The sequence below is a fragment of the Thermodesulfomicrobium thermophilum DSM 16697 genome, assembly GCF_059568695.1.
Window position 1 is genome coordinate 50,417 of sequence record NZ_JCANTW010000001.1, and the last position, 14,707, is coordinate 65,123.

The following is a 14,707-nucleotide window of genomic DNA, read 5'->3' on the forward strand; positions in this document are numbered from 1 at the left end:
GGGAGAGCCTTGCCTCTAAGCCCCTTTCCAGGAGGCGGTATGCGAAAAATTTTGATGACAGCTCAAGAGATGGCCCGCACCGTGGAGCGCTTGGCCTACCAAATCCTGGAACATGTGGATCCTGGGGATTTGGCCCTGGTGGGCGTGCAGCGGCGCGGCGTGGACTTGGCTGCGCGCTTGGCCCGGATCCTGTCGGCCAAAAGCGGTGTCCCAGTGCCCTGCGGGGAGCTCGACATCAACCTCTACCGGGACGACTGGACCACCACCGAGGCAGCGCCGTCCATCAACGCCACCCACATCGACTTTCCCTTGGAAGACAAGATCGTCGTGCTGGTGGACGACGTGCTCTTTACCGGCCGCACCACCCGCGCCGCCCTGGAGGCCCTGCTGGATTTCGGCCGCCCCCGGGCGGTGAAGCTGGCGGTGTTGGTGGACCGGGGGCACCGGGAACTCCCCATCCACGCCGATTGGGTGGGCAAGCGTCTGGACACCGCCCGGCGGGAGCAGGTGAACGTGCTCACGGCCGAGCGTGACGGCGAAGACATGGTGCTGTTGGAGCAAGCCTCGTAGGCGGAGTGCCGCCGGGCTTGCTCCTGCGCGTTTCATAGCAGTCCTTTTTCAGTCAGAAAGTCGCGCATCTGGCCTGTGTGGACCTCGTTCATGGGCACCAAGGGCAGGCGCAATTCCAATTGGATCTTGCCCATCATGGAGAGGGCGGTCTTCACCGGGATGGGGTTGGTCTCCAGGAACATCATACGGGCGTACGCCGCCAGCTCAAAGTGGTAGCTGCGGGCCTGAGCGATGTCGCCCCGCTGCCAGGCGGCGCACAGACCACTCATCTTGGCGGGCACGATGTTGGACACCACGGAGATGACGCCGCATCCGCCGATGGAAAGAAGCGGCAGCACAGTGAAATCATCCCCGGAGAGCACCTGAAAGTCCGGTCCGCATAGCTCCAGCACCTGGGAGACCTGATTGAGGTCGCCGGTGGCCTCCTTGATGCCGATGACCTCCGGGATGTCTCTCGCCAGACGGGCCACGGTGGCGGGCAGCAGATTGGTAGCGGTGCGGCCGGGCACGTTGTAGAGTACGTAGGGCATGGGCACTTCCTGGGCGATGCGTCGGAAGTGTTGGTAGAGGCCTTCTTGGGTGGGCTTGTTGTAGTACGGGGTGATGAGCAGCGCCCCGTCGGCCCCGGCTTCCTTGGCGAAGCGGGCCAGCTCCACGGCTTCGGAGGTGTTGTTGGAGCCCGCCCCGGCGAGCACCGGCACCCGGCCGCGCACCTGCTCTACGCAGATGCGGATGACCCGCTTGTGTTCCTCGTGACTCAAGGTGGCGGACTCGCCGGTGGTGCCGCAGGGGACCACGCCATGGATGCCCTGCTCGATCTGCCATTCGATGAGATTACGGTAGGCCTCTTCGTCGACGCGGCCCTGGGAAAACGGCGTGACCAGGGCGGTGAACGCTCCTTTGAATTCCATGTTCCTGCCTCCCTTTGGCACGTGGGGTTGGGGTTATGGCGTGGGCGGTGCGGGCAGCTCCCCGCGAAAGACAAAGACCGCCTTGCCCCGCAGTTGGAGTTGGTTTCCGCGCACCGTGACCCCCAGTTCCTCGCCTCCGGAGGTGGTGAGGCGCACGGTATCGTCGGTCAGCCCCAAGGCATGGGCCACCGCGGCCGTGGCTGCCGCGCCGGTGCCGCAGGCATAGGTCTCGGCCTCCACGCCGCGCTCGTACGTGCGGAGGAGCAGCCGTCCTCGGTCGATCACTTGGGCGAAGTTGGCGTTGGTGCCCGCCGGGGCGAATGCCGGGTGGAAACGCAGGGCTCGGCCCATGTGGGCCACGTCCACCGCCGCCACATCGGGGACCAAAACCACGGCGTGGGGAACGCCGGTGTTGGCAAAGTGGACCGTTACGGTCGTGCCGTCCACGTCAAGCGCCATGTCCAGTTTCCGGTCTTTGAGTTCGGTGAGCTGCACCTGCACTTCGTCGGTTTCGGCAAAGACCTGGGCGCGCACCGGACCGGCGTCGGTGGCCAAGGTCAACGTGGCCGGTGCCATGCCCAGCCGGTAGGCCAAGGCCGCGGCGCAGCGGGAACCGTTGCCGCACATCTCCGCCCGGGAGCCGTCGGCATTGAAGAAATGCCAGCGTACGTCGGCGCCCGCGTCTGCCGGCTCCAGGACGATGAGCCCGTCGGCGCCCACGGAAAAGGCGCGCCGACACAGGGCCTTGGCCCAGAGGGGCATGACTTCGGGGGGCAATGCCAGTTCGCGGTTGTCCAGGAGGATGAAGTCGTTGCCGCTGCCATGCATCTTATAAAATGGAATCGTCTTCATGAGTGCCTCTGGCACGAGGGGTTAGAGGAAAAAGGAAAGAAAAACAAGGGACGGCACGGGACGCCCTGATTGATTACGGCGCGGTGACAATGGCGGTGATCTCTGGGTCGTCTGCCACGAAGTGGGTGAGGGGGATGGCCGTGGCGGAAATGTTGTCTCCGGGCCTCCAGGTGGCTTTGGTCCCTGCAGGCGGAAACTTTTGGATGCGGATTTCTCCCATGGTCTTGCCGTCAGCGTAGGGGCGCATCCACACGGTGGCGCCGTTGCCGACGAAAAGTCCACCGGAGCCAGGGCCAGGCCCCGCGCCCAGCAGGATGTCCAGGGCCTCGGGGTGGGCCGTGAGCCAGGCCTCTTCCGCGTCCGCCCCCCAGGGGGAAACCCCGATGACCACGCCGGCCTTGTGGCGTGCCCTTTGGGCCATGCGGAAGGTGGCGTCGTCGTGGCGGTCAGTTCCCGGCATTGCCGGAAAAAGGATGATGGCGAGCGTGCCTTCGGGAGTTTTGCGCAAGAAAAGCGCAGGCGCTGCCCCAAACACCTGGCGGGAGAGATTTACCTTGGCGGTGCGGAGGGCCTCGTCTTCGGTGGGGGTGACGGCCACGAGGTCGTAGCTCAGGCGCGCAAACGCCTGAGCGAGACGGTGCAGGTGCGCTGGCTCTGGGGCGCTTTCACCCAAGAATTCATGCGCTCCAGCGATGCGCACGGCATCGGGACGCTCGTGAAAGATGGTGGCCCGCCGGGCCAGCCCGCCGAGGGTATGTCCCCCTCAAACCGGGCAGGGCAGGGCCTGGCCGCGGGTCTCGGCGGTGTAGAGGAGGGTGGTCTCCCCGTGGGCGGCAGAGCCCAGACAGACAAGGGCCGAGAGCAGAAGCAGGATGCGGGTGATCATGGCTGGCTCGGAAAGGGTTTGAGGATGGGAGAGCGGGCAATGAGCTCCTGCAGGCGTTCACGTCTGCGGGACAGGTCTTCGGCCATGGCGTGGGTGGCACGGGCGGCCGGGCAGTCCGGGGCCATGCGGAGAAAGGGGGTTTGTTCGCGCACCGCGTCGGCGATCTTGGGATCCCGGGGGATGATGCCCATGAGCCGGATGCCCAAATCGAGGAATCGCCGGCAGGCGAGCTGGAGGCGCTCGAAGGCCGCCTGGCCTTCTTGGTGATTTTCCGCCATGTTCACGATGACATGGAAGTTTTTGATGCCCCGCTGGGTGAGCAGCACCTTGATGAGGGCGTAGCCATCGGTCAGCGACGTGGGCTCCGGGGTAATGACCACGGCCCGTTCTTGCGGCATGGCGGCGAGGTTGATGACCGTGGGGCTGATGCCCGCACCCAGGTCGAGAAGAAGAAAGTCGTAGCCGGCAAAGAGCTCCTGCAAGCGCCCCATAAGCGCGGTCTGGGCGTCCTCGTCCATGTCGTCGAGGTCCGCCACCCCGGAGGCCGAAGGCAGCAGATCCACCTGGTCGCCCAGGGAGACGAGCACCTCTTGGGCGGGTACGCCCCGGGTGAGGTCATGGATGGTGTACTCTGGGGCAATGCCGAGGAGCACGTCCACGTTGGCCAGGCCCAGGTCGGCGTCCAGAAGCAGGACACGGTGTCCGAGGCCTCCCAGGGCCAAGGCCGTGTTGAGGGCGATGTTGGTCTTGCCCACCCCTCCTTTGCCGCTGACGATGGCGATGCTCATGGTGCGGTTGGGCTGCATAGGGGCTCCTTATTTGCGAAAGAGAAAGCGTTTTTCATCGTGGTGCACCAGGGCGGCCTCTTCCTTCTCGCGTCCCAGTTCTTTGCCTGCCTCCACTCGGTTCTTGCCCGCTGCCTTGGCCGCGTAGAGGGCGCGGTCGGCTTCTGCGTAGAGGGCGTCCGGGCTGACGTCATCGCCTTTGCCTCGGACAGTGGCCACGCCGGCGGAGCAGGTCACGCTGAGGGAGGTCCCCTCCCACAGGACCGAGGTCTGTCGGATGGCCTTCAGGATGCGCTCCACCATGCCCACGGCGCGGGCGCGGCTGGTGGCCGGCAGGATGAGGGCGAATTCTTCACCACCTAGGCGGGCGGCGGTGTCCAGACGGCGCACCGAGGTTTGCAGCGTGTGCGCCACGGCGCGCAGCACCGCGTCGCCGCAGGGATGCCCGTAGGTATCGTTGAAGCGTTTGAAATCATCCACGTCGAGGATGGCGAGGCTCACCGGCGCGCCGGTACGCCGGGTGCGCTCCAGCTCCAAGGCCAAGGCGGAGGTAAAAGCGCCGCGGTTGGGAAGCCCCGTGAGGGGGTCGCGGTGGCGTTCGGCCTGCAAGGTTTCCAGATGGCGGGTGAGCTCCGCCAGGGACTCGGTCTCGGCTCCAGGGATGATGCGCAGCCAATGGCCAAGGCCGTGGGCCTGGGCTATCTGCCGCCAGGTTTCGTGGTCCAGCCCGGGCGCCAAACGGGCGAGCACCACGCCGCCCGTACCCGCGGCGTGTTGGCGCACAAGCGTGTCGATGCGTCGCAGTTCGGCCGTCAGCGCCTCGGTGCGGGCAGGGTCAAGCGGCGCGTTGGGCGTGGAGGTGGAGGAGATAGGCATGGATGAAGCTATCCAAGGCGCCGTCGAGCACGGCGTCCACGTTGCTGGTTTCCGTCCCGGTGCGGTGGTCTTTCACCAGCCGGTAGGGCTGGAGGGTATACGTGCGGATCTGCGAGCCAAAGGCGATGGCCCCCTTGGCGGCGTATTCGGCTTGGCGCTCCGCGGCCCGTTTTTCCAGTTCCAGCTCCAAAAGTCGGGCCTTCAAGACCTTGAGGGCGGTTTCTTTGTTTTTGTGCTGGGACTTTTCATTCTGACATTGGACCGCGATGCCTGTGGGCAGATGGGTGATGCGCACCGCGGAGTCCGTGGTATTCACCGACTGTCCGCCAGGGCCGGAAGAGCGGAAGATATCGATGCGCAGGTCTTCCTCGCGGATCTCGATCTCGATGTCGTCACTGGCGGCTGGGTATACGTCCACCGAGGCGAAAGAAGTATGCCGCCGGCCGCTGGCATCGAAGGGCGAGATGCGGATGAGGCGATGGGTGCCTTTTTCCGCCTTGAGGAGGCCATAGGCGTAGGGCCCGCTCACCTGCATGGTGACGCTTTTGACACCAGCCTCGTCGCCCGGGAGAAAATCCATGATTTCGGTGCGGAATCCTTTGCGCTCGGCAAAACGGCGGTACATGCGCAGGAGCATTTCCGCCCAGTCCTGGGATTCGGTGCCGCCTGCGCCGGGATGGATCTCGAGGATGGCGTCGGCCCCGTCTTCAGGCTCTCCGAGGAGGGTGCGCATCTGGACGCTTTCCAAGGCTTCTGCCAGGGTCTCGATGGCCTCGTTCAGGGCTTCGAGTACTTCCGGGGTTTCTTCTTCAGTGGCCAAGTCCAGCCACTCTCCCATGGCGGTATGGGCGTCCCGCAACGCCTCCCAGGAGGCGACGGTGCTTTCCAGTTGGGCCTTTTCCCGCAAGATGGGGGTGAGGGTGTCCGGCCGGTCCCAAGCGCCCGGGGCGGCGAGATGCCGTTCGATTTCGTTCAAGCGTTCCGTGTGTCGGGAGAGGTCAAAGACGCCCCCAGAGGTCGTGAAATTGGGCGTCCAGGGTAGTGGCCCGTGTCTTGAGTTCGGTATAATGCAGCATAGTTCGTCTTCCTTTACAGGGATCGGGGCCGGAGCAACCGGACAAGGAGGCCGCCGATGGCCATGAGGATGAAGGCCCCGTGAATGCGGAGAAAATGCTGATGGTAAACGGTGGTGCTTGTCAACACAGGAAGTTCGGCCACCAGGACCCCTGGTGCAAACTGGGGTAGGGTCTTGAGGATGGTCCCGTCCGGGGCGATGGCGGCGGTGATGCCGGTGTTGGTGGCGCGAAAGATGGCCCGGCCGGACTCCACGGCCCGCAGCGCGGCGAGCGCCAGGTGCTGGCGCGGGGCGGCGGAGTCGCCGAACCAGGCGTCGTTGCTGATGTTGATCAAGACGGACGCCCCGTCGCGGATCCGGTCGCGGGCAAGCTCCGGGAAGACGGCCTCGTAGCAGATGAGCACGCCCAGGCGCACGTGGCGGGAAAGGGGGAGCGGCGCAGTGGCGGCACTGGGGGCGAATTCGTAGTCTCCGGGCACCAGCTTGGAGAGAAAGGGGAGCCACGTGGCCAAGGGTACGTACTCGCCGAAGGGTACCAGGTGTTCTTTGTCGTACCATGCGGCGCGCTTGCCGTCACGGTCCAGGAGATAGGCGCGGTTGTGGAGAACGTACGTGGGCGGTGTCGACGGCACCAGCGAATAGGCCGGGGCGCCGAAGAGCAGCGACGTCTTCCAGGACGCGGCTTCGGCGTGGAGTCGGTCCGCAAGCGGGCCGGGATCTTGCGGATGGAAAGGAGTGGCGGTCTCCGGCCAGATGATGAGATCGGGATGGTTCTGTGCCGCCTGCCGGGAAAGATCGAGGTACGTGTCGAGGATGGCCTCCTGCAGCGTGGGGTCCCATTTTTGGCCTTGGTCGATATTGCCTTGCACCAAGGCGGCGGTGACCGTCGAGGTAGGCTCGGGCAGCGGGAAGGCGAGGGGAAGGAGCATGATCCCCGCAGGCACAAGGGCCCACAAGCGCCGCTTTCCCGTCCAGAGCGTGAGAATGCCGCCTGCGGCGGCGAGAACTCCGGAGAGGCCAAAGGCCCCGATCCAGCGGGCAAGGCCAAGGGCCCATGGCCAGGGTACCAGGGCCTGGGCAAGCACCAGCCACGGAAATCCGGTGAAGAGTTGCCCCCGGGCGATCTCGAGGCTTGCCCACGCCGCCCCCAGGGTCATGGGGGTCCATGGGGAGTGGGCGTGGTCCTTGAGGAAAAAGACGGCGAGGGAAAAGAGTCCGGCATAGGCCGCCAGTACCGCGCCCAAAAGCACCGGGCAGGGGGCTGCCAGGATGAAGGGGAGTCCTCCTTCCATCTGCACCGGCACCATAACCCAGGCAAGGGCCAGGGCGTAGCCGGGAAGGGTCACGCCCAGTCCTCGGCGCCAGGCGGAACCGGGGCTGGGGGCGGATGCGCCCACGGCCGCAAGGGCCATGGGGAGCAGGAGGATCGCCGGGGGAAAGGCGACGGGCACCAGCGAAAAACTCAAGGCGCAGGCAAGGGCGACCGCCAGGGCGGTACCGCCAAGCCTATGCCACGGAGGCGACCCGGACCCAGTGGATCTGCTTGGCATCGGCTTCCTTGATGGTGAACTCCATTCCGTCGATCTGGCAGACCTCTCCGGTGGTGGGGACTCGGCCCAGGTGTTCGGTGATGTAGCCGCCGACGGTTTCCACTTCTTCGGATTCCAGACGGATGCCGGTTTCTTCAGCCAGGTCTTCCAAGGGGGTTCTGCCGGCGATGAGGAATGATCCGTCGTCCTGGGGCTGGATTTCCGCAGGTCGAGGCGGGTCGTATTCGTCCTCGATGTCGCCGACGATTTCTTCCAGCACGTCTTCCAAGGTCACCAGGCCGGCGGTGCCGCCGTATTCGTCCAGGACGATGGCCATGTGCTGTTTGTGGCTTTGGAAATCGAGCAGGATGTCGCGGACGTTTTTGGTCTCCGGGATGAAGTGGGGTGGCCGCAGGACCGCCTCCAGGGAAGGCGGAGCGCTCGGTTCGTCCACGAAAAAGCGCAGGAGTTCTTTGCAGTGGAGGATCCCGATGATCTGGTCTTTGGTCTCACGGTAGACCGGCAGGCGAGAGTGGCCGCTCTCAAAGACCTTACGGGCGATTTCCGGAATGGTTTCATCCACTTCCACGCAGACGATATCCGTGCGCGGGACCATGATTTCATAGGCCTGCTTGTCGGCCAATTGGAGAATGTTGAGGAGCATGGACGCCTCGTCCGTGGCGATTTCACCGTCGTCTTTGGCCTCCATGATGGCGTCCTCCACCTGACAATCCGTCTTGCGGGAAAACAGGCGTTTGATGCCGTCCCACAGGCGACTGTCGGAACCTTCGTCCATAGGGTATGTTGCCTCCTGTTATCGGTCTGCCAGCTGGGCGTGCTGGCGGTAGAGTTCCATGTGGCGTCGGAAGATCCAGTCTCCCAGTTCGCTGACGCCCCGCTCCGGGTCCACGGGGGACCAAGCGAGAGGATGCATGTCTGTGCGGATGGCTGCTTGCTGGAATTGGTAGCCGCAGAGCAGCCTGCTGGTGGCGTAGTCTTTGAATTGGTTGCGCAGCCGCGCTTCGAAGAAATAGGTCTCGGGCGCAGTCTCGCCGCGCAGGGTGATGCAGAGGCGCACGGTGTCGAGACTCACGCGCCGGCCGTCTGCTTGGGGGCGGGGCAGGCGTTGGGGATCCACAGAGAGGCGAAGTCCTCCGGCAGAGATGTCGACGATGCCGATGTGCGGAAAGGTGAGCAGAGGGGCGGGCCAGGCGTTGGGGTCTGCCTCGGTGGGAAGCCCCGGCGAATCCGGCAGCCACAAGCGTAGGTCCAAAAGGTCGGCGCTGGGGAGCTCCAGGCGGAAGTGGCGGCGCTTTTGTCCCATTTCTAGGGCTGCGGGGGCAGCGAGTTCGACGTGCGAGATATCGTCGCTCGGATGCACGGCCACGACAGGCGCGTGGAAGAAATAGTATTGTGCGGGGCCGGCCTTGGGCGGGAGGTGGAAATACACGGCGAGGGTGCGGCCGACCCAGGTAGGGCTGGGATGCACGCCCCAGGGCACTTCGAGGCGCACGGACTCCGGGGTGGTTTCTGCCAGGGCGCAGGCCATGGATGCCCGCACGCCGCCGTCCTCGAAGCGCACGTCCAGGCGGCTGCGGGAGAGGAGCGCTTCGTGGAGGATGGCGTGGATGCGTTCCGGATCGGTGATGGTGAATGCCTTTTGGGCGCGTTCTTGGCGCTTCTGCCACCAATCGATGACCAACCCTATGCCCGCCAGGCACGCCGCCCCTGCCGCCACCCAGAAGAGTGCGGAAGAGATGTCCTGGAAGGTGAAACGCCCGTATTGGAAATCTCGGGCGATTTGGTCGAGGGTCGGCATATGGTGCGTCAGGCCGATGGGTGGCGAGAGGTGACTGTCATGATGCCGTACTATGGAACGCCGCTTTGGGCTTCGTCAAGGCGCAGGTTGGTTTTGGCGCCGACGTTTGGCGAGGGCGATTTCCACGCAGGCCAATGCTGCTGGCGTGACTCCGGAGATGCGGCTGGCCTGCCCCAAGGTGCGGGGACGGATACGGGTGAGTTTTTCCACCACCTCGCGGGAGAGGCCGGGGATGGCGGCGTAGTCCAGGTCTTCGGGCAGGGCCGTGGCTTCCCATAAGGCGCTCCGGGCCACCAACTCTTCTTGGCGGGCAAGGTACCCCGCGTATTTTGCCTCGGTTTCGGCTTCTTCCAGGGCATCGGCGGGAAAATCGATAACTTCCGGCCAAAACACGGCGAGATCGGTGATGCGCGCCTCGGGCTGGCGCAAGAGCTCCGCCAAGCTGGCCGCCCTCGGCGGCAGGGTGATGCCCACGGAGGCCCCACGCTCGCGGTTTGCCGCGTCGGGGCGCACGCTGCGCTGGGAAAGCTCCTCCAGGAGGCGGCGGATGCTGCGCTCCTTGGCCTCGAAGCGGCGCCAGCGTTCGTCGTCCACCAGCCCCAGACGCCTGCCCAAAGGAGTGAGGCGGCGGTCGGCGTTGTCTTCGCGCAAAAGCAGGCGGTGCTCCGCCCGGGAGGTGAACATGCGGTAGGGCTCCTCGGTGCCCTTGGTGACCAAATCGTCCACCAGTACCGCCATGTATGCCTGGTCTCGTCCCGGCACCCAAGGCCCTTCGCCGCGCAGGCGGCAGGCGGCGTTGATGCCCGCCCATAGGCCCTGGGCCGCGGCTTCTTCGTAGCCCGACGTTCCGTTGATCTGCCCGGCCAGATAGAGTCCTTGGACGACCTTGGTTTCCAGGGAGGGAAAAAGCTGGGTGGGGAACACGAAATCGTACTCAATGGCATAACCCGGCCGCACGATATGCGCTTTTTCCAGGCCGGGGATGGTGGCGAGCATGGCCCGTTGCACGTCGATGGGCAGGCTGGTGGGGATGCCGTTGGGGTAGACTTCCGGGCTGTGGAGACCTTCTGGCTCCACGAAGAGTTGATGGCGTTCCTTGTCCGGAAAGCGGGCCACCTTGTCCTCGATGGATGGGCAGTAGCGCGCGCCGGTGCCGGTGATGACGCCGGCGTAAAGCGGGGACCGGTGGAGATTCTTGCGGATGACTTCGTGGGTGGCGGGTGTGGTCCAGGTGATGTGGCACGGCACCTGGGGGAGTTTGGGGCCGGTGGAGAGAAAGCTGAAGGGGCGGGCCGGGTCGTCACCGGGTTGGACCTCGAGGCGGTCAAAGTCCACGGAACTTTTGGCCAGGCGTGGTACGGTTCCGGTCTTGAGGCGGCCAAGACGCAGCCCGAGGGCCGCGAGGCTTGCGGAAAGCCCTTGGCTGGGCGGGTCGCCGAAGCGGCCGCCGGGAAAATGGGTGAGCCCCACGTGGATGCGGCCTTGGAGAAACGTCCCGGTGGTCAGGATCACCGTGCGGGAGGGGATGTGTTCTCCCAGGCCCGTAACCACGCCGGTGACGCGTCCGTGCTCCACGGTGACCTGGTCGACGGTCTCTTGGCGCACCCAGAGGTTGGGCTGAGAAAAGACCGTCGTGCGCACTGTCTGGAGGTAGGCATCCCGGTCGATTTGGGCGCGGCTGGAGCGCACCGCCGGCCCCTTGCGGGTGTTGAGACGGCGGAACTGGATGGCCGCAGCATCGGCAAAGAGGCCCATGGCACCGCCCAAGGCGTCGATCTCCTTGACCAGATGCCCCTTGGCCAGTCCGCCGATGGCGGGATTGCAGGACAAATGTCCGATGCGGTCCACGTTGATGGTGGTGAGCAGCACCGAAAAGCCCATACGGGCACAGGCCAGGGCGGCTTCGCAGCCGGCATGCCCTGCGCCGACCACGATGACGTCGAAGACGTCCGGGGGAGAAGACCAGGATGTCGTACTCATGCGGAAAGCAGCATGCGGGCCAAGACTCGGGCATCCGCCAGGGTGTTGGCGATGGAAGCCTTTTCGTCCGGCTGATGGGCAGTGCCCAGGAGAGTGGACCAGACTGCCGCGGAAAATCCGTGCCGCCGCAGCTCCGCCGCTACGGTGCCGCCGCCGATCCCCACACACCGGGGTGTTTTGCCGCGGTCAGCCTGGATGGCCTCGGTAAGCAGACGCACCACCATGCTGTCCGCTGGCGTGGGCGGCGCCGCTTCTTGGCGCAGCACCGGGGATATGGCGATCTGGACGCCGTATTGGGCGGCGGTGGCGGCGGCGAGCTGCGACATGGCGGCTTCCACCTCCTCCACGGCGATGGAAGGAAGGATCCGGCAGTCCACGTAGAACACGTCTTGGCCCGGCACGGTGTTGATGTTGGGGACGTTGGCGTCTTTCTTGGTGGGGGTGAAGGTAGAGACGGATGGGGAAAACAGGGTGTCTTCCTGAGGAAAGCGCTTGGGGAGTTCTTCGGCCAGGGCCACGATGAGGTGGGCGGAGGCCACCAGGGTGTTGGCTCCAAGCTGTGGCCGGGAGGCATGGCACTGTTTCCCCGTCACGGTGATTTGCGCCCAGAGCATGCTTTTTTCCGCGATCTCGATGGCCAGCCCGTCGGGTTCGCCGGCGTCAGGCACCACGAACATGTCGTCGGGAGCAAAGAGGTCCTGGTGGTGGGCGAGAAGGTAGTCAATCCCGTAGCGGTTGCCCGTTTCTTCGTCCGCCACCAAGAGGACTCCCACCGAGCAACGGGGAGGCACGCCGGCACGCACAAGGGCGCTTGTTGCCGCAAGGGCCGAGAGGATGCCTTGGTGGTTGTCCTCCACTCCGCGGCCGAGCATCGTGTCGCCGTGGACCCGCAGGGTCCACGGATCGCCAGTCCACAGGGCGAGATCTCCGGGAGGGACCACGTCCGTATGCGCCAGGATCCAGAGTGTCTGCGCCGTTTTTCCCGGCATGCGGGCGACGAGGTTGGGGCGTACTCCGCAGGGAACGCGGGAGTCCGGGGCGTCGATGCGCTGCAAGGAAAAGCCCAGGCCGCTGAAAATGGACTCCAGGGCTTCGACTTTGGCGGCCTCGCCGCTTCCGCCGTTGTCCGGGCCCAAGGCCGGGATGGCGACCAATTGCCGCTGCCAGGCGATGAGCTGCGCGGCGGACTCGTCAATATGGCGCAATACGGTATCCAGCATGGCGTCTCCTTACCCGTGCGGCGGGAAAAAAGAAAGGCAGGACGAATCCTGCCTTGAACTCCAGACCAGGCAAGGATTATTTGCCCTTGGCCGCACGCTTGGATGCCTTGAGGGGGTTGATTTTGGCCTTGGTCTTGACCTCGCGCACGATATGGGTGGCAAAATTGCAATCCCCCAAGCGCCACTTGGCGGCCGGCTGCGGGTAGGTGTTGCAGAACTTGCCGCCGTCGAACTCTTGGATGCGGTTGCAGCCTTCACACTTGTCGATAATTTCCTGCATGATGATGCCAGCCACCTGGACTCCTTTGTCCGTGCGCACGGCATTACTGAAATCGACTGCCATAAGGCGTTCCTCCGTTATGCTTGCCCTTGTTGGTTTTTTGGCTGGGGCGTTGGATGTAGAACCGCTGCCATGAACCAAAATCCCTGGGGCCGTCAAGGGGCAAAACCGCGCTCACGAAGAAGCGTCTTCGTCGTCATCGAGCAGGATGATGGCGAATTCGTCGTCTTCCTCGGATGCAGTTGGAGATGTGGTCGGCGGTGTGGTTTTTTCCGTGGGCTTGGCGGCTGCGGCTGCCGCAGGCGGCGTGGGCGGGCCCAAGAGTTCTTCCAACTCGGGGATAAGGAGGTCTTCGGATGTGTGCTTCTCCGGGGCGTGTGCGGGGCTTTGCGGGGCCGAAGTTGCGCCGTCGCGGGAGGCCAGCTCCTCGGCGGAGAAAGGTTCTTCTTCGATTTCCAGCACTAAATCGAGTTCTGCTTCCGCTGCGGTTTCCACCGAGGTCGGCGTGGTTTTTTCCGTGGGCGTTGCAGTGATTTCGGAGTCCTCGGGTGCCTCCAAGAGGATGTGGTCACTTGCGGGCATGTCGGCGCTCAGGCGCTCCAGGAAGTTTTCTTCGGGAGTCACCTCATCCAGGGGTTCTAAAGAATCCTGCGGTGCACGTGGCGCAGGTTCGCTTTCCAGCGAGAGATCCACTTCGATTTCGGGCAGTGGCTCCACCGTGAGCGGCTCGGCGAGCGTCGGGGCTTCGGGACGGTCTTCCACTGTTCCTGCCGGTGGGGTGGAAGCAGAGGGGGGCGTGTCGGCTGGGGTGAATTGCGGCAGATCATCGATATCGACGACCGCTGCCTCTGCTGCGGCTACGGGTTCCGGCTCGGGCGTGGGAGGTGGGGCCAGGATGTCGTCCACGTCGAGAAGGTCGGAAACAATGGGTTCGGCTTGCGGTGTGGGGGAGAGCCACGGAAAGCCATCGCTTCGCATCCAGTCAAGCCCCAGGGCCTTGCGGGCGTCCTCCCAGGAAGTGTTGCATTTGGGACATACCTGAAGGTGGTCCTGGGCGTGGTAGCGGCATTTGGCACAGTACATAGAGCGACCTCGACGAGATGGATTAGAACGAACGCTCATTTGCTTAATGCGAAAGGTGAGGAAAATGCAAGAACAAGGATGGGTGAGTGTTCGGCTTCGCGCGCGTCTGTGAGTTGACTTGGAAGGGGAAATCTGCTTTGCAAGCTTGCTTTGCAAAAAAAGGTGAGGGTTTGGAAAAAGTGTCTTTTTTCCGAGACTTGGATTATCGTCGCCAGCGCATGGTTGCTGCCCAACTTCGCTCCCGAGGGGTGAGCGACGACCGGGTATTGGCGGCCATGGAAGCGGTGCCGCGGCACCTCTTCGTGGACGAAGCCCTGGCCTCCCAAGCCTATGAGGACCACCCCGTGCCCATCGGCCATGGCCAGACTTTGTCTCAGCCGTATATGGTGGCTCTCATGTCGTCCTTGCTGGAGGTGCGTCCCAAGGATCGGATTTTGGAGATCGGTACGGGATCGGGCTATCAAGCGGCCGTGCTGGCGGCCATGGGGGCGGAAGTGTTCACCGTGGAGCGCATCAAGCCTTTGTATCAAGCCGCCCGCAAACGCCTTCTTGCCTTGCGGTATTTTCAGGTGCGCCCCCGTTTGAGCGATGGCACCTTGGGCTGGCCGGAGGCAGCGCCGTTTGACAAGATCATCGTAACCGCGGGCGGTCCGGAGATTCCGCTGCCGCTGGTGGAGCAACTTGCCGATCCGGGCTTTTTGGTCATGCCGGTGGGACGAAACCGGCGGGAGCAACGTTTGCTGCGTCTCGTGAAACGTGGCGGACACACCCAGGTGGAAGATCACGGCGCTGTGGTCTTCGTGGACCTCGTGGGGGCATACGGGTGGTAGCCTGGCGGGAA

Annotated in this window: 15 protein-coding genes and 1 pseudogene; 2 read left to right on the plus strand and 14 right to left on the minus strand. The window is 64.4% G+C overall.

From position 1 onward, the window contains the following. Window positions 1-39 precede the first annotated feature (39 nt). Window positions 40-570 (plus strand): bifunctional pyr operon transcriptional regulator/uracil phosphoribosyltransferase PyrR, encoded by a 531-nt coding sequence (gene pyrR, locus BR00_RS00275; protein ID WP_496475627.1) that lies wholly within the window; start codon window positions 40-42, stop codon window positions 568-570. 32 nt (window positions 571-602) lie between these two features. Here the strand turns inward: pyrR and dapA are convergent, their stop codons facing one another. From dapA to BR00_RS00345, 14 genes and pseudogenes are all read right to left on the minus strand, one after another. Next, on the minus strand, window positions 603-1,481 hold the full coding sequence (dapA, locus tag BR00_RS00280; protein WP_496475628.1) for a 4-hydroxy-tetrahydrodipicolinate synthase: 879 nt from the start codon (window positions 1,479-1,481) through the stop codon (window positions 603-605). Window positions 1,482-1,514: 33 nt separating this feature from the next. Then, the gene (dapF, locus tag BR00_RS00285) at window positions 1,515-2,333 is read right to left on the minus strand and encodes a diaminopimelate epimerase (protein WP_496475629.1); all 819 of its coding nucleotides are present in this window, start codon (window positions 2,331-2,333) and stop codon (window positions 1,515-1,517) included. Between the two features lie 73 nt (window positions 2,334-2,406). Further along, window positions 2,407-3,084, minus strand: a pseudogene (locus BR00_RS00290) (UshA-like (seleno)protein family 2); the annotation flags it as partial. Between the two features lie 12 nt (window positions 3,085-3,096). After that, a complete protein-coding gene (locus BR00_RS00295; RefSeq protein WP_281749767.1) occupies window positions 3,097-3,219 on the minus strand; it encodes a hypothetical protein in 123 nt (40 codons plus the stop codon). Continuing rightward, on the minus strand, window positions 3,216-4,025 hold the full coding sequence (locus BR00_RS00300; protein ID WP_496475630.1) for a MinD/ParA family protein: 810 nt from the start codon (window positions 4,023-4,025) through the stop codon (window positions 3,216-3,218). Before BR00_RS00300 ends, BR00_RS00295 begins: the two co-directional genes overlap by 4 nt. A 9-nt stretch (window positions 4,026-4,034) precedes the next feature. Beyond that, window positions 4,035-4,880, minus strand: a complete 846-nt coding sequence (locus BR00_RS00305) for a GGDEF domain-containing protein (RefSeq protein ID WP_496475631.1) — start codon at window positions 4,878-4,880, stop codon at window positions 4,035-4,037. Then, window positions 4,840-5,956, minus strand: a protein-coding gene (gene prfB, locus BR00_RS00310; protein WP_496475632.1) for a peptide chain release factor 2 whose coding sequence is annotated in 2 segments (ribosomal slippage) — window positions 4,840-5,880 and window positions 5,882-5,956 — 1,116 coding nt in all. Because the reading frame shifts where the segments join, the coding sequence is not laid out codon by codon here. Before prfB ends, BR00_RS00305 begins: the two co-directional genes overlap by 41 nt. 13 nt (window positions 5,957-5,969) lie before the next feature. Continuing rightward, window positions 5,970-7,505 carry an apolipoprotein N-acyltransferase gene (gene lnt, locus BR00_RS00315; RefSeq protein WP_496475633.1) on the minus strand — a complete coding sequence of 512 codons (1,536 nt, stop codon included), beginning with the start codon at window positions 7,503-7,505 and terminating at the stop codon, window positions 5,970-5,972. Beyond that, window positions 7,462-8,280 carry a hemolysin family protein gene (locus tag BR00_RS00320; protein ID WP_496475634.1) on the minus strand — a complete coding sequence of 273 codons (819 nt, stop codon included), beginning with the start codon at window positions 8,278-8,280 and terminating at the stop codon, window positions 7,462-7,464. Before BR00_RS00320 ends, lnt begins: the two co-directional genes overlap by 44 nt. 18 nt (window positions 8,281-8,298) lie before the next feature. After that, a complete protein-coding gene (locus tag BR00_RS00325; RefSeq protein WP_496475635.1) occupies window positions 8,299-9,303 on the minus strand; it encodes a PilZ domain-containing protein in 1,005 nt (334 codons plus the stop codon). Between the two features lie 75 nt (window positions 9,304-9,378). Beyond that, the gene (gene mnmG / locus BR00_RS00330; RefSeq protein WP_496475636.1) at window positions 9,379-11,283 is read right to left on the minus strand and encodes a tRNA uridine-5-carboxymethylaminomethyl(34) synthesis enzyme MnmG; all 1,905 of its coding nucleotides are present in this window, start codon (window positions 11,281-11,283) and stop codon (window positions 9,379-9,381) included. Beyond that, the gene (locus BR00_RS00335) at window positions 11,280-12,503 is read right to left on the minus strand and encodes a M20 family metallo-hydrolase (protein WP_496475637.1); all 1,224 of its coding nucleotides are present in this window, start codon (window positions 12,501-12,503) and stop codon (window positions 11,280-11,282) included. The genes mnmG and BR00_RS00335 overlap by 4 nt, the downstream gene beginning before the upstream one ends. A gap of 76 nt (window positions 12,504-12,579) precedes the next feature. Then, the gene (locus BR00_RS00340) at window positions 12,580-12,846 is read right to left on the minus strand and encodes a PxxKW family cysteine-rich protein (protein WP_281749776.1); all 267 of its coding nucleotides are present in this window, start codon (window positions 12,844-12,846) and stop codon (window positions 12,580-12,582) included. Between the two features lie 111 nt (window positions 12,847-12,957). After that, the gene (locus BR00_RS00345) at window positions 12,958-13,866 is read right to left on the minus strand and encodes a hypothetical protein (protein ID WP_496475638.1); all 909 of its coding nucleotides are present in this window, start codon (window positions 13,864-13,866) and stop codon (window positions 12,958-12,960) included. A gap of 218 nt (window positions 13,867-14,084) precedes the next feature. Here BR00_RS00345 and BR00_RS00350 point away from each other — a divergent pair, with 218 nt between their 5' ends. Next, a complete protein-coding gene (locus tag BR00_RS00350; protein ID WP_496475657.1) occupies window positions 14,085-14,696 on the plus strand; it encodes a protein-L-isoaspartate(D-aspartate) O-methyltransferase in 612 nt (203 codons plus the stop codon). Window positions 14,697-14,707: the final 11 nt, after the last annotated feature.